Source organism: Subtercola sp. RTI3, from assembly GCF_035018625.1.
Classification (GTDB): Bacteria; Actinomycetota; Actinomycetes; order Actinomycetales; family Microbacteriaceae; genus Subtercola; species Subtercola vilae.
In genome coordinates, this window is the sequence record NZ_JASJXO010000005.1 from 1 (window position 1) to 24413 (window position 24413).

At 64.3% G+C, this 24413-nt stretch carries 18 protein-coding genes; 7 read left to right on the forward strand and 11 right to left on the reverse strand.

Going from position 1 to position 24413, the window contains the following annotated elements; translation table 11 throughout:
* Positions 1–206 precede the first annotated feature (206 nt).
* Positions 207–1469: a sugar ABC transporter substrate-binding protein gene (locus tag QN358_RS03275; RefSeq protein WP_136640778.1), complete on the reverse strand. Its 1263-nt coding sequence runs from the start codon at positions 1467–1469 to the stop codon at positions 207–209.
* Positions 1470–1646: 177 nt separating this feature from the next.
* On the opposite strand from QN358_RS03275, the gene QN358_RS03280 reads away from it, so the two are divergent.
* Positions 1647–2675 (forward strand): LacI family DNA-binding transcriptional regulator, encoded by a 1029-nt coding sequence (locus QN358_RS03280; RefSeq protein WP_136640777.1) that lies wholly within the window; start codon positions 1647–1649, stop codon positions 2673–2675.
* A 38-nt stretch (positions 2676–2713) separates the two neighbouring features.
* On the opposite strand, the gene QN358_RS03285 is transcribed toward QN358_RS03280, so the two are convergent.
* The 3 genes from QN358_RS03285 to QN358_RS03295 all read right to left on the reverse strand — a co-directional run bounded on the left by QN358_RS03285 (position 2714) and on the right by QN358_RS03295 (position 5313).
* Positions 2714–3691, reverse strand: a complete 978-nt coding sequence (locus QN358_RS03285; RefSeq protein ID WP_136640776.1) for a hypothetical protein — start codon at positions 3689–3691, stop codon at positions 2714–2716.
* Positions 3688–4038, reverse strand: a complete 351-nt coding sequence (locus QN358_RS03290) for a GntR family transcriptional regulator (RefSeq protein WP_136640775.1) — start codon at positions 4036–4038, stop codon at positions 3688–3690. The genes QN358_RS03285 and QN358_RS03290 overlap by 4 nt, the downstream gene beginning before the upstream one ends.
* Positions 4039–4104: 66 nt before the next feature.
* On the reverse strand, positions 4105–5313 hold the full coding sequence (locus tag QN358_RS03295) for an MFS transporter (protein ID WP_136640774.1): 1209 nt from the start codon (positions 5311–5313) through the stop codon (positions 4105–4107).
* A 39-nt stretch (positions 5314–5352) separates the two neighbouring features.
* On the opposite strand from QN358_RS03295, the gene QN358_RS03300 reads away from it, so the two are divergent.
* The 3 genes from QN358_RS03300 (at position 5353) to QN358_RS03310 (ending at position 7842) form a co-directional block, all read left to right on the forward strand.
* Complete coding sequence (locus QN358_RS03300; RefSeq protein WP_161580330.1) at positions 5353–6141, forward strand: GntR family transcriptional regulator; 789 nt, start codon at positions 5353–5355, stop codon at positions 6139–6141.
* A gap of 199 nt (positions 6142–6340) precedes the next feature.
* Positions 6341–7513, forward strand: a complete 1173-nt coding sequence (locus QN358_RS03305; RefSeq protein WP_136640772.1) for an inorganic phosphate transporter — start codon at positions 6341–6343, stop codon at positions 7511–7513.
* 5 nt (positions 7514–7518) lie between these two features.
* Positions 7519–7842, forward strand: coding sequence for a hypothetical protein (locus tag QN358_RS03310; protein WP_323511590.1), 324 nt, complete (start codon positions 7519–7521; stop codon positions 7840–7842).
* A 38-nt stretch (positions 7843–7880) separates the two neighbouring features.
* On the opposite strand, the gene QN358_RS03315 is transcribed toward QN358_RS03310, so the two are convergent.
* The 4 genes from QN358_RS03315 to nirD are packed head-to-tail and all read right to left on the reverse strand — an operon-like array spanning position 7881 to position 14357.
* A complete protein-coding gene (locus QN358_RS03315; RefSeq protein ID WP_237280225.1) occupies positions 7881–9713 on the reverse strand; it encodes an FAD-dependent oxidoreductase in 1833 nt (610 codons plus the stop codon).
* Positions 9710–11806 carry a molybdopterin oxidoreductase family protein gene (locus tag QN358_RS03320; protein ID WP_323511591.1) on the reverse strand — a complete coding sequence of 699 codons (2097 nt, stop codon included), beginning with the start codon at positions 11804–11806 and terminating at the stop codon, positions 9710–9712. Before QN358_RS03320 ends, QN358_RS03315 begins: the two co-directional genes overlap by 4 nt.
* 51 nt (positions 11807–11857) lie before the next feature.
* On the reverse strand, positions 11858–13285 hold the full coding sequence (locus QN358_RS03325) for an MFS transporter (RefSeq protein WP_323511592.1): 1428 nt from the start codon (positions 13283–13285) through the stop codon (positions 11858–11860).
* 55 nt (positions 13286–13340) lie between these two features.
* On the reverse strand, positions 13341–14357 hold the full coding sequence (gene nirD / locus QN358_RS03330; RefSeq protein ID WP_323511593.1) for a nitrite reductase small subunit NirD: 1017 nt from the start codon (positions 14355–14357) through the stop codon (positions 13341–13343).
* Positions 14358–14622: 265 nt separating this feature from the next.
* Between nirD and nirB the strand changes: the two genes are divergently transcribed.
* Genes nirB through QN358_RS03345 form a run of 3 tightly spaced genes read left to right on the forward strand, consistent with a single transcriptional unit; the run spans position 14623 to position 19504 of the window.
* Positions 14623–17241 carry a nitrite reductase large subunit NirB gene (gene nirB / locus QN358_RS03335; protein WP_323511594.1) on the forward strand — a complete coding sequence of 873 codons (2619 nt, stop codon included), beginning with the start codon at positions 14623–14625 and terminating at the stop codon, positions 17239–17241.
* Positions 17238–18332 carry a uroporphyrinogen-III C-methyltransferase gene (gene cobA, locus QN358_RS03340; RefSeq protein WP_323511595.1) on the forward strand — a complete coding sequence of 365 codons (1095 nt, stop codon included), beginning with the start codon at positions 17238–17240 and terminating at the stop codon, positions 18330–18332. The genes nirB and cobA overlap by 4 nt, the downstream gene beginning before the upstream one ends.
* Before the next feature lie 20 nt (positions 18333–18352).
* Positions 18353–19504, forward strand: a complete 1152-nt coding sequence (locus QN358_RS03345; RefSeq protein WP_323511596.1) for a uroporphyrinogen-III synthase — start codon at positions 18353–18355, stop codon at positions 19502–19504.
* Positions 19505–19552: 48 nt separating this feature from the next.
* On the opposite strand, the gene QN358_RS03350 is transcribed toward QN358_RS03345, so the two are convergent.
* The 3 genes from QN358_RS03350 to QN358_RS03360 form a co-directional block, all read right to left on the reverse strand.
* Positions 19553–19927 carry a DUF1622 domain-containing protein gene (locus QN358_RS03350; protein ID WP_136640764.1) on the reverse strand — a complete coding sequence of 125 codons (375 nt, stop codon included), beginning with the start codon at positions 19925–19927 and terminating at the stop codon, positions 19553–19555.
* Between the two features lie 144 nt (positions 19928–20071).
* The gene (locus tag QN358_RS03355) at positions 20072–20647 is read right to left on the reverse strand and encodes an SRPBCC family protein (protein ID WP_323511597.1); all 576 of its coding nucleotides are present in this window, start codon (positions 20645–20647) and stop codon (positions 20072–20074) included.
* Between the two features lie 288 nt (positions 20648–20935).
* A complete protein-coding gene (locus QN358_RS03360; RefSeq protein WP_323511598.1) occupies positions 20936–24349 on the reverse strand; it encodes an alpha-L-rhamnosidase C-terminal domain-containing protein in 3414 nt (1137 codons plus the stop codon).
* Positions 24350–24413: the final 64 nt, after the last annotated feature.

Here is a 24413-nt window from a genome sequence, read left to right on the forward strand (position 1 = left end):
CCCCCCCCCCCCCGCGGGGGCCGCGCCCCCGGGGGGGGGGGGGGGGCTGCGCGCGCCCCGGGGCCCGCGGGGGGGGGGGGGGGGGGGGCCCCCCCCCCGGGCCGGATGCGCAGACGAGGCGCCGGTTTTCTGTGTGATCGTCATAACGGTTTCCTAGCTCGTCGTCTGCTGCGTACTGCGGGGTGTGCCAATGACCGAATCAGTCGTTACTGGGTCGCCGAGGCGGCCGCCGTCTGTGCCGCCTTCATTGCGTCAGTCGGCGATTGGCTGCCCGACATCGCGTTCTGAAAGCCGCCCCACATCTGCTGCGAGATGAGCGGGTATTTCGTGCCCAGGTTGTCACTCGTGCGGCCCTTTGCGGCAGCGACGGCAGCGACCCACGGAGCGAGTTCGGGGTTCGCGGCGACCTGCTGCTTCTGAACCGTGGCGATGGGTGCGACGTACGACAGGGTGGTGTCGGTCGTGAGCAGGTTCGCGTCACTGGTCAGGCACGAGATGATCTTCTCGGTGGTGGCATAGCGCGACGAATCTTTCTGCACCGGTGCGGTGACGAATTCGCCGCCGGTCGGTGCAGCCGCCGATCCACCGGTCTGTGCGGGAATCGGAATGACACCGTAGCTCAGCCCCGACTTGTCGGCCCCGGCGAGCTGCCAGGTGCCGTTCTCGCTGAACGCGGTGTTACCGGCCAAGAACTCCTGCCAGCTCGTGGTCTGCGTGTTGTTGATCACCGAGTTCGGCGCGTAGCCCTCTTTCACCCAGTTCGTCCACAGCGTGGCAGCCGCGACGGCCTGAGTCGAACTCAGATCGGTGAGTTTCGCTCCCGACCCCCAGAACCAGGGCAGAAACTGAAAGCTACCCTCTTCGGTGCCGATGCCGGCGAAGGTGATGCCCTGCTTGCCGGTGGCCTTGACCTTGGCGAGCGCTGCGTTCAGCGAATCCCAGTTCGTGACACTAGCGATGTCTACGCCGGCCGCAGAGAGAATGCTCTTGTTGTAGTAAAGGGCGAGCGTGTTCGCTCCAATGGGTACGCCGAAGGTGTCGCCGTTGCTCTGCCCGGCAGCGAGGATGTTCGCGGCGAAGTTGCTCGTGTCGAGCCCGAGGTCTTTGGTGGTGCTCAGGATGCCCGCGGTGGCCAGTGTCGAAACGACGGGGTTGTCGATGAGCAGTACGTCGGGGGAGTTGCCCTGCTGGCCGGCGAGAAGAGCTTTGCTGGTCAGATCAGACGTGTCGTACCCGGTGCGCTCCATGGTGACACCGGCATCGGTGCCGCACTTGGTGACGAGCTTCGACCAGTCGGAGGTCGCATCGAACTGGGGGTACGGATCCCAGAATGTGTAGGTGCCGCCCGCGGCACTTGATGACGTGCCTGTCGCGGTGCCGCCGGATGAGCAGGCCGCCAGACCCGCTACGGCGGTGACGGCGAGGACGGCGGCCCCGACAAGGCGCGCCCTCTTGAGTGAACTGATCACGATATTCCTCTCTGAATGTGACGTGGTCTTACTGGTGCAGGTAACCAATACCGAAAACACCGAAAGTACTTTCGGTCATTACCCTAAGGGCCAGATTCCGGCACGTCAAGCGCAAAGTCGAGACACAGTGCGTGTAACAATCTACCTAGGCTTTCGGAAGAATCAGATGGGTAGGCGATGGACGCTCGCAAGCGGGGAAAAGGCGCGACGACGCTGACCGATGTCGCCGAGCTCGCCGGCGTCTCGTTGGCCACGGCATCGAAGGCGATCAACGGTGTCAGCCAGGTGCGAGCCGAGACCAGGCAGAAGGTGCTCGACGCCGCGGCCGCGCTCTCGTTCACCCCGAACCCCTTCGCCAAAGCCCTCAACTCAGCCACCACCGGCACCATCGGCATGCTCACACAAGACCTCGACAATCGTTTCGTTCTGCCGGTCTTGCTCGGTGCCGAAGATGCATTCGGAGCCGGGTCGACCTCCGTCTTGCTGGCGGATGCCCGCAGCGACTCCATTCGTGAGAACCACCAACTCAACATGCTGCTGGCGAAACGGGTCGACGGGTTACTGGTCGTCGGTCGAACCACGAACCCCCGGCCATCCATCACCGCCGGATTGTCGATACCCGTCGTCTACGTCTACGCCCCCTCTGAAGACCCCGAAGATCTCTCGTTCACGCCCGACAATCACGATGCCGGCCGGCAGGCTGTCGAGCACCTCCTCTCGCGAGGGCGCCGCCGAATCGCTTTCATCAACGGCGACCCGTCGTACACGGCCGCCCGCGATCGGGTCGCCGGCGCCGCCGAACGGATGCGCGAAGAAGGCCTGTCGCTCGTCGGCGGCACCGGGCTGTTCGGCCCGTGGGGCGAACGGTGGGGGCGTCGGTGCACCGAGTCTCTCGTCGAATCCGGTGAACGATTCGACGCGCTGCTCTGCGGTAGCGACCAGCTCGCCCGCGGCGCTCTCGACCAATTGCGGGAGAGCGCGCTGTCAGTGCCCGACGATGTCGCGGTGATGGGCTTCGATAATTGGGACGTGCTGGCCGAAGAAGCCCGGCCGCCGTTGACCAGTGTCGAGATGAACCTGCAGCAACTCGGGCGGTCGGCGGCGCAGCAACTCGTTCGTGCGATTGGTGGAACGTCAGCTCGTGGCGTGCGGCTCGGTTCTGTGCGGGTCGTGCCGCGCGAGTCGACGGGCTCCTGGACCCTCTGAGGCGAGCCTCAACGCTCGCGACTGATTCAGAGTGCGCGTTATGCAGTCGGGGTGAGCGCGTTTGCCGTCGCGGCCGCCTGCTGAGGGTCGGGAACGGTGATGGCGATCGGTGACGCGTTGTGCCGATAGATGATAATGCCCGGTCCTCGTCGGGTGATATAGGCCCGCCCACTGCCGGAGATCCGGTACCCCCAGCCGCCCCATTGCCCCGGTTCGATGGTGTCTGTGGTGACGTTCTCGATGCTGGCCAGGCCTACCCTGACAAGAGGGATGCGGAGAATGACGGAAGTGAGGCGAATGCCTCGGTGATCTACGGTCAGCTGCACCGGTGTGAGGGCGAGCGTGGAGAGTGCGGCTATGCCGAACGTGACGACTCCGACGAGCATCCCGCCTGTGTTCGATGTCGCGCCCACGATCGCGCAGAGCGAGGCAAGCGCGACCAGGGCTACCGCGATGATCGTGAAGAGAGGGCTACTGATTCGTGTGGACCACGCCACGCGTTCCCCGGGCGCTAATTCGAGCGCGTCAGTTTCTGACTCGCCCTCGATCGCACGAGAGGCCCCCGGGGGTGTCAGGAGGAAGACGAGAGCCGCGACGACAGCAGCGGCGGCCAAAATGATGGGTCGCGCGCCCAGACTAGCCTCGGCTGGGGCTGGTGCATCGACGGTCGCCCACGCCGAGGCGATCCATGCCGTCGCCAGAATCCCGCCAGTGAGCGACGTGATCATGGCCGATAACCGGCCGGAACGGAAGTGTGGGCCCGCCATGATCAGCGCGATCGTGCCAAGCGTGAGAGCCAGGGTGATGCCCGCGAATGCCCAGAACAATTCCCAGGTGGCAGAGAGCCCATCGGGCGCAGAGGCGTCGCCAGACCAATGAATCGCCATCTCCGAACCCAAAACCGGCTGAAGCAGCAAGCCTGTGACGAGGAGTGCGGCAATCGGCAGGCACGCGACAGCACTTGCGGCTGACCGCCTCAGGAGCGGCATCGAGTTTCTGGCGGGCGTCGCGGTCATGCCATTCCTTTGATCAGCCAAGACAGCTCGCGGGCAGTGATACCCGCGGCAGCGGCATCTGCAACGATGGCTGCCGCTGAGTCGAGAACGCTTCTGATGCCCGGTGCGTCGCCGCTGACGACTGTCGCCCCGCGGCCGCGACCGAGCTCGATCACGCCCGCCTCCCGAAGGGAGTCGTACGCGCGAAGCACGGTGTGCATGTTCACGTTCAACGACGCCGCGAGTTCGCGCGCAGACGGGAGCTTTTCACCGACTCTGATCTCACCGCGTGCCACACCCTGCCGAATTTGAGACGCAACCTGCTCGGCAAACGATGCCGATGACCCTTCTCTCAATCGAATAAGCATGTTTGTATTATATGCACACAATGCAGTGATGGCTGGTTGTGAAATCCGACTGTCCTACCCGCGACGTCAGCGGGCTGGGAGTGGCCTGCTCGGCAGGGCGATCAGCGACAGCAGCGCCGTGAGCGTGGAGGCCCCGAGAACGATCCAGACCACCACCGCTGTTCCCGACGCGCCGACGATGACGCCTGCCACGAGCGTGCCAGCGCCGACTCCGAGCGTCATGGCGCTGACGACCCAGCCGTTCGCCTCGGTGAGAACAGCGGCCGGGCTCAACTGCGAGATGCGCTCGAAGACCTGACCGAGCGTCGGAGGAAGCATCAGCCCGGCGATGCCCGCCGCGACGACGTACGCCCAGGTCGGAAGAGAGGTGATGGCGAGTGGCAGATATCCGACAGCGAGAAGCACGCCGCAGAGGGCGAGCAGGCGCTCTGGTGTGGAGCCGAGGGGCCGGATGCCGACAACGGTTGCGCCGATCAGAGCACCGACGGCGTTCACGGCAAGAATCCACCCTGCCAGCCCGGGGTCGGCCCGAGCCGCCTCTGAGGCGGTCGCAACGATAGTGAGGGCCCCGACGGGAACACCGATGCCGAATGTGAATGCGGCGACTCGCATGACGGCGGGCATGAGAATGGGCGACCGAGCGCCGCCGGGTGAGCCGACATCGCTGTGTCGCTTTCTCGAGGCAGCTCGCGGGGCGGGGTTGACGATGAAGGCGAGTGCGCCGATCAGACCGAGCGCGCCCGCAAACAGCAGGTTGCCGACTGCACCGAACACGGCGATGCCGGCGACGGTCAGCAGAGGGCCGACGATGAAGATGATCTCTTGAGCGCCAGCATCCAAGCTGAAGGCCGCTTTCAATGGGGCGCCGGGGCTCACCAGACGCGGCCACAGTGAACGAAGCGCCGGTTCGAGCGGAGGTGTGAAGAGTCCCGCGGCTGCCGCAAGCGCAACCGCCGCACCCGGCGCCGGCTCGAGAGTCAACGCCATCCCGGTGAACGCGAGAAAGCTCAGGATGCCGCTGACGGCGAGAATAGCGACCTGGCCGAGCCGGTCGATGAGCCTGCCGAGAATCGGCTGCCCCGCGGCGCCCGCCACGATGTAGACCGCCGTGATCAGCCCGGCAAAGGCGAAATCGCCGCTGGTCGAACGCGCGAGCTGCACGATCGCGAGAGCGGCCATCGCGCCGGGGAGTCTCCCGACGAGGGAGGTGAGCAGCAGATACCCGGTATGCCGGGTGCGAAGCACGGAAACCAACGGGTAAGACGAGCTTGTCATACAGGTCAGTCTGACATATGAGTGTGATTGGATGTCTTCGTGACAGTTCTGCACGGCCCCATCACTCCACGACCGGGAGTGCCGCTACGGGTGGAGGTCTACGACCGGATCGCGGGTGCCATTCGTGTCGGTGCTCTGTCGCCGCACTCGTTGCTCCCCAGCGAGAGCGAGCTGGGCGAGGCGATGGCGGTCAGCCGTACCGTCGTGCGCGAAGCACTGTTGTTGCTCGAGGAGGACGGGCTCCTCCGCTCACGCCGAGGAATCGGCCGGGTCGTCTCCGCCTCCCAGCCAGCCGTGGGCTTCGAGCGCCTGCGCCCGATGGAGCAGATTCTCTCGGACCGGTTTCACGATCTCTCTGTCAGCCGCACCGAGGTGACGCTGCAGCAGGAGTCGGCGCTGTTCATCGCCGAAGGCCTCGGCATAACCTCGGCGTCACCGAGCCTGTTCATCGAATCTGTGCTCTCGAGCAACGGCGATACCCTCGCGCTGGTTCAGGAACACCTCCCGGCGGGGGAGAACCTGCACGCTTTCGGCACACGGGTGCAGCGGATCGTCGAAGACATCGACCCGGCGGCCACGTGCTTGGGCGCGTTGACAGCTGAGCTCGGGCCGGCCTTCGGCACAGGCCGCTCAGAACTGAGTGTGGGCACGCCCGGAGTGGTTCGCGCGAAGCTGCTGAAGATCCGGCCCACCTCGCCTGTTCTGATCGTGACGCTGACGGTTCACGTGGGCTCCCGGCCGCTCTACCTGGCCAAGGTCATCCTGCGACCGGAGGCCGGGCCGCTCGAGATCGCTCACTCTGCGGCTCGAGGGCACTCGTCGGCGTGAAGCGGTGCCCCCCGATGCGGAGGAGAGCACGGCGGTGGTACCGGTTGAGACGACAACGCACGCTCGACGGAGCTGTCAACCCCCTGGGCTCGTTCACCCGGCGTTAAGACACCGCTCCTAGCGTCTGCGTCTGAGAGAGCGTGCGCCGTCACCGTGCCGTGCGACGCGCGCTCCTCCACAACGACAGGAGGGCACCCCCATGGACGTGTTGATTACCGTCACGCTGGTCATTGCGATAGCGCTCGTCTTCGACTTCACGAACGGGTTCCACGACACCGCGAACGCGATGGCAACGTCTGTGGCGACCGGAGCCCTGAAACCCAAGGTCGCCGTTCTCATCTCGGCCGTACTCAACCTCGTCGGAGCGTTCATCTCCACTGAGGTAGCCAAGACGATCTCGCAGGGAATCATCAAGGAGGGTGACGGCGGCATTCAGGTCACCCCGACGATGATCTTCGCCGGACTTGTCGGTGCCGTGCTCTGGAACCTCGGCACGTGGTACCTGGGCCTGCCATCGAGTTCTACCCACGCGCTGTTCGGGGGGCTGATCGGGGCAGCGATCATCGGAGCAGGCGTCAACTCCGTCGACTTCGGAGTCGTGCTTTCGAAGGTCGTACTCCCGGCGCTGTTCTCGCCGTTCGTCGCCGGCCTCGTCGCGCTCGTCGCCACCTACGCCGCCTACCGCCTCACCCGGCAGGCCAGAGCGCGAGGCTCTGACCGGGGCTTTCGTCACGGCCAGACCGTGTCCGCATCTTTGGTCTCCCTCGCCCACGGAACCAACGATGCTCAGAAGACGATGGGTGTGATCACTCTCACCCTCATCGCGGCGGGCTACCAAAACTCCAACACCGGTCCGCAGCTCTGGGTGATCGGTTCGTGCGGACTCGCGATCGCGCTCGGAACCTACCTTGGTGGTTGGCGCATCATGCGAACCGTCGGCAAGCGAATCACCGATGTTCAGCCCGCACAGGGCTTCGCCGCAGAGACGAGTTCGGCCGCAACCATCCTGATCTCCTCGCACCTCGGTTTCGCCCTCTCAACGACACAGGTCACCTCCGGAGCCGTTGTCGGATCGGGGCTCGGCAAGAGACTGGCCACGGTACATTGGGGCATCGTGGGCAGGATCGCGCTCGGCTGGGTGTTCACTCTCCCGGCCGCCGCCATCGTCGGAGGGCTCGCGGCCTGGGCGGCGTCTACCAGCACCATCGGGCTCATTGCCGTCGCCGTTGTGGCGATGGTGTTCGGAGTCGGGTTCTTCATTCTCGCTCGTCGGCACCCGGTCACCCAAGGCAACGTGAACGAGGTAGACGAGAACGACCGTGCCGCGACCCAGAACGCTGGCAAACCTGAACTCTCCGCAGAGAAGGCCTGACGACCATGAGCATCCTTGACACACTCTTTTCGAGCCCTCGAGTGACGGCTGCGGCCTCCGATCAGTGGCTCGGCATCGACTGGGGAGCATTCGTGCTCGTCTTCGCCATCTCCTTCGCAGCGGCACTCATCGTCGTGGTTTTCTACGCAGTGGGACTTCGACTGCTGGCCTCCGGCTCGCCCGACGACACCGGCAATGATGGGGCTGTGATCTCGAGCGGCCGCGGCACACGTTCCGCGGCCGCGACGGTGGGCGGCTGTCTCTGTATCGCGATCGGTGTCGCCGCGGTGCTGTACAGCCTGTACCTGATCATCCCGCAGTTTCACTGACCACGGGCGCCGCTCCGATGATGTGGTCGAGCCGCACTCTATCGCCGCTGGGATGTAGCGACAATCGTCATCCGGGTCGGTCGGTTTGATGATGCCGTGACGTCGGTGGAAGTAGGGTGTTTGTGATCGACATTTTCATAACGGGGGGAAGTAAAAGATGGCTCATCGCCGGGGGTTTCTTGCTGAGATTCAGCATCAGCAGAAGTTGGCACAGACGACTCGGCGAGAGAACAGTCTTCGTTCGTTTCCAGGCTCGAAACGAGTCTGCTGGTTGGTATCTCGGCGCTCGTACGGGCAATGATCTCGGCAATTCTTCCTTTGCATCCCCCGCATCCGGTACCCGCGCGGGTGGCCTTGCCCACGAAGTCGACACTGTTCTGACCTGCGGCGACAGCGTGCATGATGGTGGAGGCGGTGACGCCATTGCACCAACAGACGGTCGCGCCTGGTGCGAACGGATCGGTCGTGGATACTTCGCCTCCCGCGGTGCTGTCCAGCTGCAGCAGCGACGACCTGTCCCTCGGCAGCTCGCCGCTGCTTTCAAAGAGCAGCGTCAGCTCTGCGCCGAGTCGGGGCATGCCTGCGGAGACGAAGCCGGTGAGCACGCCGTTCTGGGTCACCATTTTCACACAGCTGCCGCGGGCCGGGTCTGCCCACTGTGTGACCTCGTGTCCTTCGTCCCACAGTTCGGGGGAGTGGTCGCCGCCGGAGACCACGTCGATGCCCTCGGCCTTCAGCATCACCACATGCTGACGCTCGGGCGGCATCGGTGTGCCCGTGCCAGGGTCGGGGGTGATTGTTGATGCTCCGTCGTCGAGCATTCTGCCGAGCTGGATGGCCAGCCAATCGGCTTGCTTCCAGCCGGGGCCGATCAGCCCAGAGGGAGCGCCCGAGATTCGCTGGCCACCGCTGTGCGTGTTCTGCGCCACGATGTGAGCGCAGTCGCCGATCGCGAACACCGCCGGGTCGTTCCAGGCCTGCAGCTTCTCGTCGACGACGATGCCGGCTGAAACGGTCAGCCCGGCCGCGGCGGCCAGTTCAGTGCGCGCGCTCACTCCGCACGACAGAACGAGGAGGTCACCCGGGATCTGTTTGCCGTCGGCGCAGACCAGGGCATCAAAGACCTGTTCGCCCTCGGTGTCGTACCGAAACAGGATGCTCTCTGCACGCGAATGAGATGCCATCGAGACACCGGCGCCTCGGGCCGCCGCAGCAAGCACGCGGCCCGCGCCCCTGTCGAGGTTTCGTGCCATCGGAATATCGCCGTGATACACGGCAACGACCTTGGCGCCCTGTTCTGCCGCCGCCAGCGCGAGTTCCATTCCGAGCACGCCCGCTCCCAGCACGACGAGCCGCTGCTTCTGACTGACGGCTTTCAGCAGTACCGCTGCGTCGTGCAGGTCGCGGAGGGCGATGACCCCGTGGGGCAACGGTTTGGCGCCCTCGTCGAGACGTGCGGCGGATGTGGGCGCGCTGAACTTGTCGCGTCGGGAGCGTTGCAGCCCGTCGATGGTGGGGATGTTCGCTCTGGCGCCGGTGGCGAACACGAGCTGGTCGTAGGGGAGTTCGTCGCCTGAGTCGAGGTGCACCAGCTGCCGGCGTCGGTCGATTCGCACGGCAGCTTCACCCAGTCGGATGTGCGCTCCGGCCATGCGGGCTGCTGCTGTGTCGGTCGTGTCGAGCCGATGCCGTGCCGAGCGGCCAACGGCATACTCGGCCAGGAGAACACGGTTGTAGGCGTCGCTGCGTTCGGCGCCGACGACCGTCAGCGTCATTCGCTTGTCGGCGACCGGCCCGAGCAGACCTTCGACGAGACGAGCACCGACAGGCCCGTACCCGATCACAACGACACGCTGGGGTGAAATCGTCACTGGTTGCTCCCGCCGGCCTGCACACTGACGATAGTGCGCTTGAATTCCGGCATCGCTGAGATGGGGTCGACAGCACTTTCGGTGAGGAGGTTTGCGCTTTCTTCGTCTGCATAGTGAAAGGGCAGAAAGACAGTGTCATGCCTGATGGATGAGGTGATTTCGGCGTGCGCGTGAACTGCTCCCCGAGCGTTCGTTATCGTGACGGGCCCGTCGGCGACGATGCCGAGACGGTCGGCGGTGGCAGGGTGTATCTGCAGGCGGGCATTGGGCCGGGCATCCTGCAACTCGGGCACCCTGCGTGTCTGCGCGCCAGACTGATAGTGCTCAAGGAGCCGGCCCGTGATCAGAGTGAGGGTGTTACCGGCGAGGGGCCCACCGTCGCCATGGTGTGCCTTCACCGCGACAAGCCGGGCGCGCCCGTCGGCGTGGGCGAACCGGTCTCTGAAGAGACGCGGTGTTCCCGCCGAGCCGGGGGTGAACGGCCAGAAGGCAGCGATTCCGGTATCGAGCAGGTCGTGGCTCAGCCCGGAGTAGTCGGCGATCCCGCCAGCTGAGGCTCGGGCCAGTTCATCGAAGACCTCGGCCGGTGAGGTGCTGTAGGTCGACGGTGCGTTCAGACGCAGAGCAAGCTCCCGCAAGATCCACAGTTCACTGCGTACGTCGAGGGGAGGGTGCAGAGCGCGTCGTCGCCGAAGCACACGGCCCTCCAGCGATGTCATCGTGCCCTCTTCTTCGGCCCACTGGGTGACGGGCAGAATGACGTCGGCAAAGCGCGCGGTCTCTGAGAAGAAGAAGTCGCAGACGACGAGGAGGTCAAGGCTCTGAAGGCCGGCCTTCACCGCGGTGACGTCGGGGGCCGAGACCACGACGTTCGATCCGTGAACGAGCAGACAGCGCACCTTTCCGGGCTTGCCGAGTTCTGCGAGCAGCTCGACAGCGGGCACACCGGGGCCGGGTATGAGCGAAGGGTGCACTCCCCAGACTTTCGCGACGTGGGCACGAGCATCGGGATCGGTGATCTTGCGGTACCCGGGAAGCTGGTCGCATTTCTGGCCGTGTTCGCGACCGCCCTGCCCGTTGCCCTGCCCGGTCATGGTGCCATAGCCCGAGTGTTCTGACCCCGGCAGGCCGAGCAACAGGGCAAGGTTGATGGCGGCTGTGGCCGTGTCGGTTCCATCGACGTGTTGTTCCACGCCTCGTCCTGTGAGGATGTACGTGCCTGCGCCATTCGCCAGGCGCCGTGCGAATTGGCGCAACTGGGCGACGGGAACTCCTGTCGTGGCTTGCACGCGTTCTGGCCACCACGCGTTTGTGCTGACGCGGAGCGCCTCGAACCCCGTCGTTCGGGATTCGACGTAGTCGGTGTTCGCAAGGCCTTCTGCGATCACGATGTGCGTCAGCCCCAGCAGCAGCGCGAGGTCTGTGCCCGGGGCGGGCTGCACATGCATCCCACCGCCATCGTCGGTGAGGCGAGCGGTCGAGGAGCGCCGTGGGTCGACGACGATCAGGCCGCCGGCCTGGCGTGCACCGGCGAGGTGAGCGATGAACGGCGGCATGGTCTCGGCGACGTTCGAGCCGAACAGCACAATGGTTTCCGCTTGGTCGAGATCTTCGACGGGAAACGGGAGACCGCGATCGAGACCGAACGCACGGTTTCCGGCGGCCGCCGCAGACGACATGCAGAACCGACCGTTGTAGTCGATGCGGGTGGTGCCGAGAGCGAGCCGGGCGAATTTTCCGAGCTGGTAGGCCTTCTCGTTGGTGAGGCCGCCGCCTCCGAACACGGCGACAGAGTCGGCGCCGAACCGTTCGCGGCTGTCTCTGAGCCTGGCGGCGATGAAGTCGAGCGCGTCACTCCACGCGGTTTCTTCGAACGATCCGTCGGGTTGCTTGAGCAGCGGATGCACGATCCGGTCGCCTGCGTCAAGAAGCTCGGCAGCAGTCCAGCCCTTCTTGCACAGGCCGCCACGGTTCGTTGGAAACATTCTGCCTTCGATCGTCACAGAGGCGGCGCGGCCTGCTGGGCCGCCGGTCAGGCTCATGGCGCACTGCAGCGCACAATATGGGCAGTGACTGGCGGTTCCCTCAGGCATCGTGGTCTTCTCTGCTCGTCTGCTCGTCTGCTCGTCTGCTCGATGCCTGGGTTAGATTCGTGTGCCGCCGCGCTTCTTCAGGTAGAAGGTCGCAGTGACGGCGAGCATCACTGCGTACGCCATGACGAACCAGCCCAAACCGGTCGTGTATGTGCCGAAGGAGGTCTTCGACAGGCTCAGCAGTTGCGGGATCGCGAAGCCGCCGTAGGCTCCGACGGCAGAGATGATGCCGAGCGCTGCTGCCGCTTTGCGCTGGGTTGAGATGTCGGCTCCGGTCTTATTGGCGTTCGGGGTGCCCGCCCGAAGGGCGAAGACCGTGGGAATCATCCGATACGTCGACCCATTGCCCACTCCGCTGGCTGCGAACAGCACCAAGAAGCTGACGAGGAAGAGCCAGAAGTTGCCGAGAGGGAGTGTGAGGATGACGACGAGCGCCCCGACACCCATGACGACGAAGGAGATCATGGTGATGACCGATCCGCCGAAGCGGTCGGCGAGGCGCCCACCGAACGGTCTGGCAAGTGAACCGACCAAAGCCCCGAGGAAGGCGAGCGAAAGGCTGGCGCTGCCGACCGCGAAGGTCGAATAGCTCGGGAATGTGTCGGCGATGAGCTTCGGAAACACGCCGGCGAAGCCGATGAAGGATCCGAAGGTGCCGATATAGAGAAACGCCAGGATCCAGAGGTGCGGCTCCTTTATGGCGGCCAGGGATGCACTGAAGTCTCCCTTTGCGCTTGAGAGGTTGTCCATTCGCTTGTAGGCGCCGAACACCGCCACGAGAATGAGGGGCACCCAGATCCAGCCGGCCAGCGGCAGGTTGAGCGTGGCTGCGGCACCGATGGTGATCGCGATCGGTACGAGGAACTGGGCGACGGATGCGCCCAAGTTGCCGCCGGCCGCGTTCAACCCGAGCGCCCAGCCTTTTTTGCTCTGTGGGTAGAAGTAGGTGATGTTCGCCATGGAGCTTGCGAAGTTGCCGCCGCCGAAGCCGGCCAGAGCTGCGACGAACAGCATCACGCCGAAGGGAGTGTGGGGGTTGCTGACGCAGACAGCGAGAGCGATGCTGGGGATGAGCAGCAGCGCAGCGGAGATCATCGTCCAGTTGCGGCCGCCGAACTTGGGCACCATGAAGGTGTACGGAAACCTGAGCGTCGCGCCGACAAGGCTCGGCATGGAGATCAACCAGAAGATCTGGCCGGTGTCGAACGTGAACCCGCCCTTGGGCAGCGAGACCACCACGATGCTCCAGAGTTGCCAGATGACGAAGCCGAGAAACTCGGCGAAGATCGACCAGCGGAGGTTTCGGGCGGCAATGTCTTTGCCTCCACCCGCCCACTGCGCAGGGTCTTCCGGGTTCCAGCCATCGATCACGCGACCGGGCCGGAACACCAGGCCCGGCGGTGAGCCGATTGGTTCTGGGGCAGCTGCGGCGCCGGGCAGGGTGTGAGCGGGGCTGGTGGTGCTGGTCTGTGCAGTCATCTGTTTCCTCCTGGGAAATCGGCAAAGCCGTAGCCGGTAAGGGGTACGAGGGTTGTCAGGCGAGCATTGAGCGGTAAAGATCTGTGACGATGGCGACGAGTTCCGGAGGCGGTGGCTCACCTTCTTCGAGCAGGGGCGCGCTCGTTGCATCTGCCGAGGTCTCGGCGGCGAGCGTTGCGAAGTAGCCGGGGGCGAGGAGATAGCTGGAGACAATCACGCGGGAGGCCGGGTGTGAAGCACGAACGCTCGTGACAGCGCTGGCGGCGCGCGGAAATGCAGCCGACAGGAACGACACGGTGACCTCTCGGCGCAGGTGTGCTGAGAGGAGGCGACCGACCTCGTGGCAGTCTGACACTGCCGAGGCGTTGCTCGAACCGGCTGCGACCAGCACAACCTGGTCGTCTGGTCGAAGCCCGGCCTCGTCGAGGCGCCGGGCCAGGATCACGACGAGCCGCGGGTCAGGTCCGAGAGCACCACTGACGCTGACCCCGTGGCGAGAGCGGGCGGCCTCGGCGAGGTCAACGTGCACGTGGTAGCCGGCCGAGAGCAAGAGCGGCACGACGACCGCGCTCGAACCGGCAGGAATCGATTCCAGTGATGCAGCAACGGCAGGTGACTGCACATCTACGTACGAATCCACGACGGTGACCCCGGTGTTGGATTCACGAACGGCCTGAACGAGGCTGGCGATGCACGTCTGGCCGGCCGGGTCTGATGTGCCGTGCGAGGCAGCGACCATTACGGGGTGTTTTGCGATCTCCAGAACACCGTCGCGTATGCGTGTGCGCCACGTGGGCAGGGTGAGGGCTGGCTTGGTGTAGCAGGCGCCCGTCTCCAGATCGAAGACGTCTTTGTGTAGCGGCGACGCAATCGTGGCGCGCTCACCCTTTGACCCCACGATGCCTCGCGACATCACATACGCGCCGGTAGCGGGGTCGGCGTTCGACACGGCAAAGATTCGAGAGTCAGGCAGGCGAAAGAGTGCGACTTGCTCATCGCCCACCAGCGCAGCCTCACCCCAGAGGGCTTCGAGGGCATCGAATTCGCAGACGGGATTCCACCTGTCGCACACTGTTGCTCCTCTCTGCTGATCTCGGTGTAGAGGTGCGCACTCAGGTGAGTGCGGCGCTCTGCCCGGCACTGTTTCTGGCCCGGGTGAACCTCAGGCTAGACAGCCCAGGTTTCCAGAGGTGACGTCAGTGAAGTCCGCCGCGTAACAAACACCTCGCAACGGCTTCGACGCGTCGAGAGGCTTACGTCACAAGACGTTACGAAGCCGCAACAGGGCTGAAACCACCGATTTGTAGCGTGAGCCTAGACACAAGGGAGGCATTTGCATGCAGGAATCCGATCAGGCCGGTGCGCCCATCACAGCTCGGCACATAGTGGTCGTGGGTGCCGGCCCCGCTGCACACCGGTTTACCGAGTCGCTTGCCTCCCGGTTCGTCGCGGGCGGCCCCCCTATTCGCATCACGGTCTTCGGCGACGAACAGCACCGCCCCTATGACAGGGTCGCGCTGTCGAAACGACTGAGCGGCCGGATCGATCTGGCCCTGGGGTCTGAAGACCTGTGGTTGCAGAGTGAAGTTGAGCACCGACCGGGCACCGCCGTTGTGCAGGTCGATCCTGCGGCGCAGACCGTGACCCTCGAATCGGGTGAACTCGTCGGTTACGACGAACTTGTGCTCGCCACAGGGTCATTTGCCACAGTGCCGGCCATCGCGAACGCTCTCGCTGGCCGTGTCTATCGCACCGTCGACGACGTCGACGACCTCGTCGCTGAGGTCGAAACCCTCACAGCACGGCATGCACGCGCGGTCGATGTGGTCGTGGTCGGCGGTGGTCTGCTGGGTCTTGAGGCAGCAGGAGGACTGAATCGCCTCGGTGCCAGCGCTTCGTTGGTGCACTCGGGCCGCTGGTTGATGTCATCCCAGCTCGACGAGGGCGCAGGGCAAGCTTTGGGACGCATCATCCAGAACCAGGGAATCAGCCTGAACCTCGCCGTCAGGCCCTCCGAGATTCTGCTCGACAGCCACGGTGAAGTGGTCGGCGTTGAGTTGACCGACGGCCGGCGTCTCGACGCTGACATCGTCATCTTCTCCATTGGTATCACTCCCCGTGACGAGCTGGCCCGAAATGCAGGCATCTCGACCGGCGAACGCGGGGGAGTCGTCATTTCCGCCGCTTGCGAGAGCTCGGCAGCGCATGTCTGGGCCATCGGCGAAGTTGCGAACATCAACGGTGCGTGCGTGGGACTGGTCGCGCCAGCCAACGCCATGGCCGAGGTCGTTGCAGATCGAATCTGGGGCGGCCAAGCCCTGTTTCCCGGTGTCGACGATGCCACGAAACTCAAGCTCTCCGGCGTGGAGGTCGCGAGCTTTGGCGATGCGTTCGCGGCGACCGAGCACTCGCTCGAGATCGTCTACGCAGACCCCGCGCGCGGCCTGTACCAGAAGATTGTCGTCAGCGACGACGCGAAAACGCTGCTCGGAGGTATCTTCGTTGGCGACGCGGCCCCGTACGCCAGCCTGCGCCCCCTCCTCGGGCGCGAACTGCCGGCCGAACCGGGTGCATACCTTTCCTCGGCAGGAGCTGAGGTGCCGGCCGGGGCAGACCTCCCCGATGATGTTCAACTTTGCTCGTGCAACAACGTCTCCGTCGGTGCCGTGCGGTCGGCCATCCACGGGCCCGGCGGCCCTGGGCTCGGTTGCACCGACCTTGGCGAACTCAAAACGTGCACTCGCGCCGGAACCCAGTGCGGGTCGTGCGTGCCGTTGGTGAAGAAGATCCTCGAAACCGAGCTTCTCGCGGCCGGTCTCGAGGTGTCGACCGCTCTGTGTGAGCACGTCAGTCTCAGCCGAAGTGAACTTTTCGAATCAGTGCGGATCCTGGGTCTACGTTCGGTTGAAGACGTGATGACACGGTTCGGTGCAGGGCTCGGCTGCGACGTTTGCAAACCGGTCATCGCCTCGGTCGTGGCCACACAGACATCCGCCTACATTCTCGACAATGGTGCCGGCCACATGCAGGACACAAACGACCGAGCTCTCGCGAACATGCAGAAAGACGGTACGTACTCGGTTGTACCCCGCATTCCCGGCGGCGAGATCACCCCCGCGAAACTGAAGGTCATCGCCGATGTCGCCGCGCACTACGACCTGTACACGAAGATCACCGGCGGCCAGCGCATCGACATGTTCGGTGCGCGGCTTGAACAGTTGCCCGAGATTTGGAAGGTGCTGGTCGACGCCGGATTCGAGTCTGGACAGGCGTACGGCAAGTCACTTCGAACCGTCAAATCGTGCGTCGGCTCCACCTGGTGCCGTTACGGAGTTCAGGACGCCGTCGCCATGGCTGTGCGCCTCGAATTGCGCTACCGGGGACTTCGTTCACCTCACAAGTTCAAACTCGGAGTGTCGGGCTGCGCGCGGGAATGCGCTGAGGCCCGAGGCAAAGACATCGGCATCATCGCCAGCGAGAACGGCTGGAATCTCTACGTCGGCGGCAACGGCGGATACCAGCCCGCGCATGCCCAGCTCCTCGCGCAGGATCTTGATGATGAGACCCTCATCTCGTACATCGATCGCTACGTGATGTATTACATTCGAACCGCCGAGCGCCTGCAACGCACCGCACGCTGGCAGGAAGAGCTGCCCGGTGGGCTCGATCACGTGCGCGAGGTCGTCTGCGAAGACTCCCTCGGTATCGCGGCAGATCTCGAGGCGGCTATGGCACTGCACGTCGAGAACTACGAAGACGAATGGGCGGCGACGCTCAAAGACCCTGAACGGTTGCGTCGTTTTCACTCGTTCGTCAACGCACCGAACACGCCCGACCCCTCCATCGTGAAGGTCTCAGAGCGCGGCCAGAACAGGCCGGCGTTTCCTTCCGAGAAGGCCGCGGGCACCGTGATGCTCTCGGGCCCGTCCATCCCAGTGAGGTCGTCGCGGCCATGAATGTCTCCCTCGACCTCGAAGGCAGCCGTGTCATCATCGTCGGCGCGGAATCAGCCACCCGGCGAGTAAGGGCACGCTATCAGGCGGCCGGGGCAGAAGTCACCGTGTTGTCAGCGGGAAGAGCCCGAGTATCGCTGGCTTCGGCGGCCGGCATCGGCACCATTCCAGGCGGACTTCCCGGCGATGAGGCTGCTGGGCAGTCGGCAATGCCGCACCTGATCGTGTGGGTCGAGGGTCGCGAATCGCAGCGCATCGATCTTCTGTCAGCCGCTCGCAGGCTCAGAGTCTCAATGACGACCGAACACCCCGCCGCGCACCTGCCGCGTGGCTCCGTGACGCTGGTCGGCGGAGGCCCCGGTGAGCTCGACCTGATCACGGTAGCCGGGCGACAAGCTCTTCTCGAGGCTGACGTTGTTCTCTATGACAGGCTCGCGCCCACCGAAATCCTCGCGGCGTGGGCGCCGGCCGCCGAGCTCATCGACGTGGGTAAGGCGCCCGGCCACCACGCGGTGCCGCAACAGGAGATCGAGGCGATTATCGTCGAAAGGGCGTTGAGGGGTTTGGCCGTCGTCCGCCTGAAGGGCGGAGACCCGTTCGTCTTCGGCCGCGGTGGCGAAGAGGTGCAGGCCTGTCGCGACAATCAGATCCCTGTCACTGTCGTACCCGGCGTCACCAGCGCGATCTCCGTACCGGCGGCGGCAGGCATCCCTGTGACCCATCGCAACGTGAGCCGGGCGTTCACCGTCATTTCGGGTCACGCACCACTCAGCCCGGATGAACTGACACACCTGAGCGGGCTTGGCAGTACCATCGTGCTGCTGATGGGCGTGGGCACGCTGGTGCAAACCGTTGCTGGGCTCCAGACCCATGGGATGCGTTCCAGCATGCCTCTTGCGATCGTTGAACGCGGGTACAGCATTCATCAGCGCACGACCTTCAGCACAGTCGGCGAAATCACCTCGCACCTCGCAGCAATCAGCCTCCGCTCGCCGGCCGTCATCATCATCGGCGAAGTCGTTCGGTTAGCCTCAGGGGAGACGCCGAACCAGGGGGCCGTCGACCTGATCGTAAATTCGCTGCCAGCGCCATGACAGAAGAGGAGTGATGTTCAATGACTGACAGTCTGCCTCCGCTCGATGCTGCTGTCCTTCCGGGTTTTCGAAGCGACCAACTGGAGGGGTTCCGTATCGGCATCACCTCTGACCGGCGATCGGAAGACCTCATTGCCGCGTTCCAACGGCGCGGAGCAGATGTGACACACGCGCCCACCATCCGGATGACCGGGGTGACCGACGACAGCGCTCTCGATGCAGAGACCCGGGCGATCATCGAAGCCAAGCCCGACGTTCTACTGGCGACCACGTCATACGGAGTCAGGCGCTGGTTCGAGTCGGCTGACGCGGCCGGTCTCGGCGACCAGCTGGCGGCACAGTTGGAGAACACCCGCATCCTCGTGCGCGGCCCCAAAGCGCGTGGCGCGATCCGCGCAGCAGGCCTCGACGACGACGGCATGAGCGAGCGAGAGACCACAACATCGCTGGTGGATCTCGTTCTGCGAAGCCCCGTGATGGGCCAAACCGTCGCCGTGCAACTGCACGGGTTCACCGACCCGGTACAACTGGCGCGCCTCACCGCGGCCGGCGCCACCGTACTGACCGCCGCCCCATACCGGTGGACACAACACGAAGACTCGGCCCGGGTGCTTCGCCTCGTCGACTCGATTTGCCAGTCATCGATCGATGCCGTCACATTCACCAGCGCACCAGCGGTCGATTCGCTCTTCACCACGGCGGAAGCCGCGGGAAAGCTCGACGCTCTGCAGGCGGCATTCCGCGAGAACGTCGTCGCGGCCGCAGTTGGCCCTGTCACCGCGGCACCGCTCGTTCAGGCTGGTATCTTGCCCATCGTGCCCGATAGGTTCAGGATGGGTGCCCTCATCAGGCTGCTCTGCGAACATCTCGTGGAGACCCAGATCAGACGGCTCGCATTCGAACACGGTGAGATCGAACTCCGGGGCCGAACCGTGATCGTGAACAATGTGAAGGCGACACTCAGCCCGGTCTCGCTTGCGCTTCTGCGCAGTCTTCTCGACGCGCGAGGGGCAACGGTGTCTCGCCTTGAACTCGCCGGTTCTGTTGCCGAAACACTCGATGATCACGGCGTCGACGTGGCAATCAGCCGACTGCGCCAAAACCTGCCACACCCGCACGCAATCTCAACCGTAGTCAAGCGCGGCTACCGCATATCGACTCAGTTGCTCTGACCCCCGCAGCTGACGTCACCGGGGGTGCAGCCACCCTTCACCGGGAATTCACGTGCCCAGGGTGGGGTCTGTTTCAGCAGACGGCGTCTTCTGGGTCTGCCACGGCCAACGCCCGGTTATTTCGAGCTCCAACGAGAAGCTGAGGAAGGTGCGGATCAGGATGATCGCTGCGAGCACCGCCACGCTGTCGAGTGTGGGTGTCACCGCGACCGTGCGGATAATGTCGGCCGCGACCAGAAATTCGAGGCCGAGAAGGATGGACCGGCCCAGATACTGGCGGTAGGCCCGGTACACAGGGCCCTTCTGCTGGATGATTCGCGCGATGACGAGCGCTGTGGATATCGCAGCGCCACCGAGGATTATGAGTACGCCGGCACCGTCGAGGAGGCTCCCGCAAATTTCGACCACGTTCTGAAAGTCCATGCACTAAGACAAGACGCAACCGGGTTCGTCCGCAACCCTCCACGGCTCTGCGCCCCCGGCCTTGCGGGCACAAGTCGTCGGCATTTTGGTGGCCATCTATTCGGCCTCGAAGTACGTCACAGCACTCTGCCCAACGCACTCGAATCACGCGGCGCGTCTGGCTGCTCCGACGACGATACCCACGACGACACCGATCAGCGCGATACGCAGGGCGCCTCGATTCGAGGGCCGATCGGGCAGCGCTTGGTCGGCGCCGGTGGGTTGAAGCTGCGCTGTCAGGTTGCCGCCGGCGTGGTTTTCCGCCATGAACGCCAGTCGGCGAAGCGTCTCGATGTTGCGGATGAACAGCGCCGGATTGAGCAGTGTGTGCGGAATGAGGGTGGTGGGACCCTTCACCGGTCGCTCGATGATGGTCACGCGGCATCCTTTCGGATGCGGCTGCACCTCGACCGTCACTCGCGCCTCACCGAGCGGCCACCCCTTGGCCTGCATCACGGCACGGTGCGGTGGGTTCCACTCCAGTGACGTGGTCTCGTCGTTGATCAGCACCGGCCAGACGCCGAACGAGTGATGCAAGCGCGAGCCGACATGCGGCCACGACGTGTCGACGTCACGCATACGCGAGGCGCCCACCACCCAGTTGGGAAAGAACCACCCGTTCGCGATGACCGCGAATACTTCTTCGGGTGCACAGTTCACGGTTCGGTGATTCGTAGACATCGTTCTCCTCCTCTTTCGCGGCCCCCGCCGACGATCGACTGGAACGGGAAACCATCACCGAGGCCTTCCTCGAACACAGTTGTCGGCTGCTGCACTGACAGCGTAGGGGCCGACCCGGGGCAAGCGCTCCGGCTTGTGTCGACACCTGCATAGGAGTACGGCTGCGGCCGGTCTCACCCGGCGACTCGAACCCAGTGATCGAGTAGGCGAACTCGGCTGCGCATCACCGCGGCGCCTGCCCGCATCACGGCGGCGTCGCCACCTTCGACACACAGTCCCAAGCCTGCTTCAGGCACTGCGGCGACGCCTCCGCATCGATACGACCAGCACCGCGCCAGAACTGAACAGCAGAACGGCCCCGGCCAGGTAGCGCCATGGGGTGAACCCGGTATTGGCCAGGTTCGAGCCTCCCGCCGTGGTCGAACTGTTCGAACCCCCTGAGCTACCGGCCGTGCCAGGAGTGATCGTCGAACCCGAACCAGCCGAATCACCCGGCGTGCTCGGGTCTACCGGAGGGGTTGTGACACCGGTGCCGTCTGATGCAGGAGCGGTCGCGATGTCGTAGGTTCCGGCCGCAACGGTCAGGTTCACGTAGTCGCCCGTGAGAGCGGCCGACTGAACGGCCGAGGTTCCCGCAACGGGTGCTCCGTGGCTGAAGACGGTCTGACCGTTCACCCGAATGTCAGCGTCGCCGCCGAACGTCGGCACGGCGATCGTTCCCGACGTCTGGGCAGGAGCTTCGACGTGCATCGCGAAGTCTGAACCGGTGCCGTGGCTCCAGTTCACGACAACCGGGCCGTGCGGCGTGGGGGCCTGGCCCTTTGTCCAAGCGAGGTCGCCGGTGTGCGGCTGAACGAGCCAGGTCGCGTAGCCGGCTGACACCGGCTGGATGCCCAGCACGTACTTCGAGAGCGCAGAGACCGGCATGGTCGACCATCCGTGCGCCATGTTCGTGTTCGGCGCCGCCTGCGTGCCCGACGTGTTCAGGTTCTCCCAGAAGGTACCCGTGTAGAGGTCGCCGGGTGCAATCATCGGGCCCCACTCATTCGAGAGCAATTGCAGAGCATCAGAGGTGTTGCCCGAGCCGAATCGTGCGTTCAACTCGAACCCAGAAACGAACGGACTGACTGTCTCTTGATAGCCGCTCGAGAAGGGCAGCGTTCCAGCCGAGGTCCAGAGGCTCGACTTGATGGAATCGAGGATGCCCTGCACCTTGTCAGCCGGAGCGATACCGAAATCGATCGCCAGCACGTTCGCGTCTTGCGCAACGACGTTCGTGACCGAGCTGCTGAGGTTGTAGACACCCGTCTGGCTGTTGAACAGCTTCGAGTTGATGGCGTCTTTGAGAGCAACAGCCTGGTTGGAGTAGGTCTGACCCTGGTCGGGTTGGCCCACCGCGGCAGCCAGCGTTGCGCCGTCGGTCAAGATCTTGTAGTACAACGCGTTGAACGCAGTCACCTCTCCGGTCTTCGAACCGTCGTAATAGTCCCAGTCGGCTCCGGTTGAGCTATCGGTGACGAAAAGTCCGTTCGGGCCCATTTGTGAGGCGTTCCAGGCCAGCTCGTTGACGACCAACGGCCATTCCTTCTGAACGAACGCCGTGTCACCGGTGTACTGGTAGTAGTCGGCGAGTGCGCGAACGAAATACATCGAGTAATTCGCCGAATATCCGCCACGAGTGCTCGACGGTGGTTCGGTGTTGAGCGGCGTCTGGGGCGGCATGCTTCCCGGCATGTAGCCGTTGCTGCCGGCCCAGCTGCCCAGCAGTTCCAGCGAGCCGCGTATGTAGTCGGCCGAATCTGACGAGTAATACAGGGTCGGCCCCTCGACTGCGAGGTCGCCAGACCACACCGCTCGGTCTCGCTTGGCGCCGTCGAGAATCAGAGGCACGGCATTGTTTCCTGGTACGTCGAAGTCGGCAACCGCAGATGAGTCGGTCAGCGTGTTCGAATACAGGTCGCCGCCAGGGCCCGTGACCGTGAGGTTCTTGAACATGCCCTCTTCACCACTGAATTGGCGAAAGCCCACTGAACCTGCAGAGAAAGCCGGTCTACCGGCGCCGAAGGTCGACGAATCGAACGAGGCCACTTCGGTGCCGTTGATGGAGGTGGTCACGGTCGACCCACTGACGACTTCGGTGATGTCGTACCAGGACCCGAGTTGTATCGTCATGGGCAGTGGCACAGTGGCGATCGTCTGGTAGCCGCCGTCGGCGCCCTGGTACACCTCCTGCAGAACATTCGTGGTTCCGGCCGAGCCGAGAATCATCAGATAACCGCCCTTTTGAGCGGCGTGACCACGCACCATCCAACCAGCCTGCGTTGTAACGATCTTCGCGCTGAACGAGGCGGTGTAGTCAGTCCAGCCGGAGCCCGCGGTAAGCAGCCCGACGCCCGCACTCGTTCCGGGAACATCGAGCCCCTCAGCGCTGGTCGTCCAGTGCTGACCAATACTGTTGGTCGGCACCTGGTTGAGCTGAGCCGTGTAGACGCCGTTGTACCAAAACTTGTTGAGCGCATCCGAACTCGACTCGAAGTTGCCCGTGAGGGTATCGGCCGTGATCTTCGGTGGGGTGAACTGGATGCCCGCACCGGTGAGCGTGAGAGAGCCCGGGGTCGTCAGCGTGATCTGCTCGTACCGTTCGCCACCTTGAATGTCGGGGTTGGTGATTCGCCCTGGCCCGGTGACGTGATACGTATCAAAACGCTTGCTGTCCCCGCTGGCCCAGGGTGAGACTCCGTCTCCCTCCGGGCCGATCTGGGTCAGCGTTTCGCTGTACCCGGCTTGCAGGGTGGGGTCGCCCTCTGACGCGCTCACATCGAAGATCGGGAACCCTCCGACGTCGTGCCCATAGTCGAGCACGATGCTTGCTGCGCCCTTCATGACAGGAGCCGGCGGATCAGTTTGATCGGTGACGGTCTTCTGGGTCGCGAAGCTCGAATCGCTCGCGTCGGTCGAGCTGGTCTTGATCGTGTAGTCGACCGGGAACGACGCCGTCTGCCCGTCGGTCGACAGTGTGTCGGTGCGTGGCCAGAGCACAACACTGCTGATATCTGTGACGGAGCCGAGGTCGATTGTCGCCCACACCGAGTTACTGCCCAGGTCGGCATCGGTATGGATGTTCGTGGTCCAGCCGCGCGCGACACTACTCTGTGTGTCGGTGACGCCGTCGGTCAGATATTTCGAGCCCCAGCCGAAGTTCTCGAGCGAATCGTTGGCCGTCACCGGCTTGTTTTGGGCGAGATCGACGGAGCCATCCGCGCCGAAGACCTGCACCTCGGCGAGCTGCGTGTAGTGACCCCCCGTGTCGTTCGATGCAGGGAGCCCCAGTTTTGTGACATCGAGCCTGAGGTACCGGGCCTGTGTGGCGACGTCGATGCTGACCGGGCTGGACTGGATGGTCTGCGGTGTGGCAGTCAGAGTCGTCGACTGGCCAGAGCTCGGGTCGAGCAGAGCTCCGGCGTTCGTCACATCGCCCGAGGTGCGCACAACCGAGACCGGTCGCACGTCGCTCGACGTCGGTGATTGCACATATTTCTGCCAGTCGGCTGATACAGGCCACCCCGGAGTAGATGCGTTGTTTCTGACGACTGCCGAAGCAGAACCCCCGGCGAGAGCGAGACTGCCGATCGCTGTCGCTGCGGCGACGGCGATGACAGCGGCACGGCGTGCGCGCGGTCGGAAAGATGGATCAATCGACATTGAGAGTCCTTTGGTTCGACAGGCAGCGCCTGAGGAGAGCCTTCGAAGACTATATGAATCGTTT

Bases quoted from the DNA above. Each gene is read 5' to 3' on its own strand.
- QN358_RS03280 (WP_136640777.1), top strand. From the start codon at position 1,647: ATGGACGCTCGCAAGCGGGGAAAAGGCGCGACGACGCTGACCGATGTC.
- QN358_RS03285 (WP_136640776.1), bottom strand. From the start codon at position 3,691: ATGACCGCGACGCCCGCCAGAAACTCGATGCCGCTCCTGAGGCGGTCA.
- QN358_RS03290 (WP_136640775.1), bottom strand. From the start codon at position 4,038: ATGCTTATTCGATTGAGAGAAGGGTCATCGGCATCGTTTGCCGAGCAG.
- QN358_RS03295 (WP_136640774.1), bottom strand. From the start codon at position 5,313: ATGACAAGCTCGTCTTACCCGTTGGTTTCCGTGCTTCGCACCCGGCAT.
- QN358_RS03305 (WP_136640772.1), top strand. From the start codon at position 6,341: ATGGACGTGTTGATTACCGTCACGCTGGTCATTGCGATAGCGCTCGTC.
- QN358_RS03310 (WP_323511590.1), top strand. From the start codon at position 7,519: ATGAGCATCCTTGACACACTCTTTTCGAGCCCTCGAGTGACGGCTGCG.
- QN358_RS03320 (WP_323511591.1), bottom strand. From the start codon at position 11,806: ATGCCTGAGGGAACCGCCAGTCACTGCCCATATTGTGCGCTGCAGTGC.
- QN358_RS03325 (WP_323511592.1), bottom strand. From the start codon at position 13,285: ATGACTGCACAGACCAGCACCACCAGCCCCGCTCACACCCTGCCCGGC.
- nirB (WP_323511594.1), top strand. From the start codon at position 14,623: ATGCAGGAATCCGATCAGGCCGGTGCGCCCATCACAGCTCGGCACATA.
- cobA (WP_323511595.1), top strand. From the start codon at position 17,238: ATGAATGTCTCCCTCGACCTCGAAGGCAGCCGTGTCATCATCGTCGGC.
- QN358_RS03345 (WP_323511596.1), top strand. From the start codon at position 18,353: ATGACTGACAGTCTGCCTCCGCTCGATGCTGCTGTCCTTCCGGGTTTT.
- QN358_RS03350 (WP_136640764.1), bottom strand. From the start codon at position 19,927: ATGGACTTTCAGAACGTGGTCGAAATTTGCGGGAGCCTCCTCGACGGT.
- QN358_RS03355 (WP_323511597.1), bottom strand. From the start codon at position 20,647: ATGTCTACGAATCACCGAACCGTGAACTGTGCACCCGAAGAAGTATTC.
- QN358_RS03360 (WP_323511598.1), bottom strand. From the start codon at position 24,349: ATGTCGATTGATCCATCTTTCCGACCGCGCGCACGCCGTGCCGCTGTC.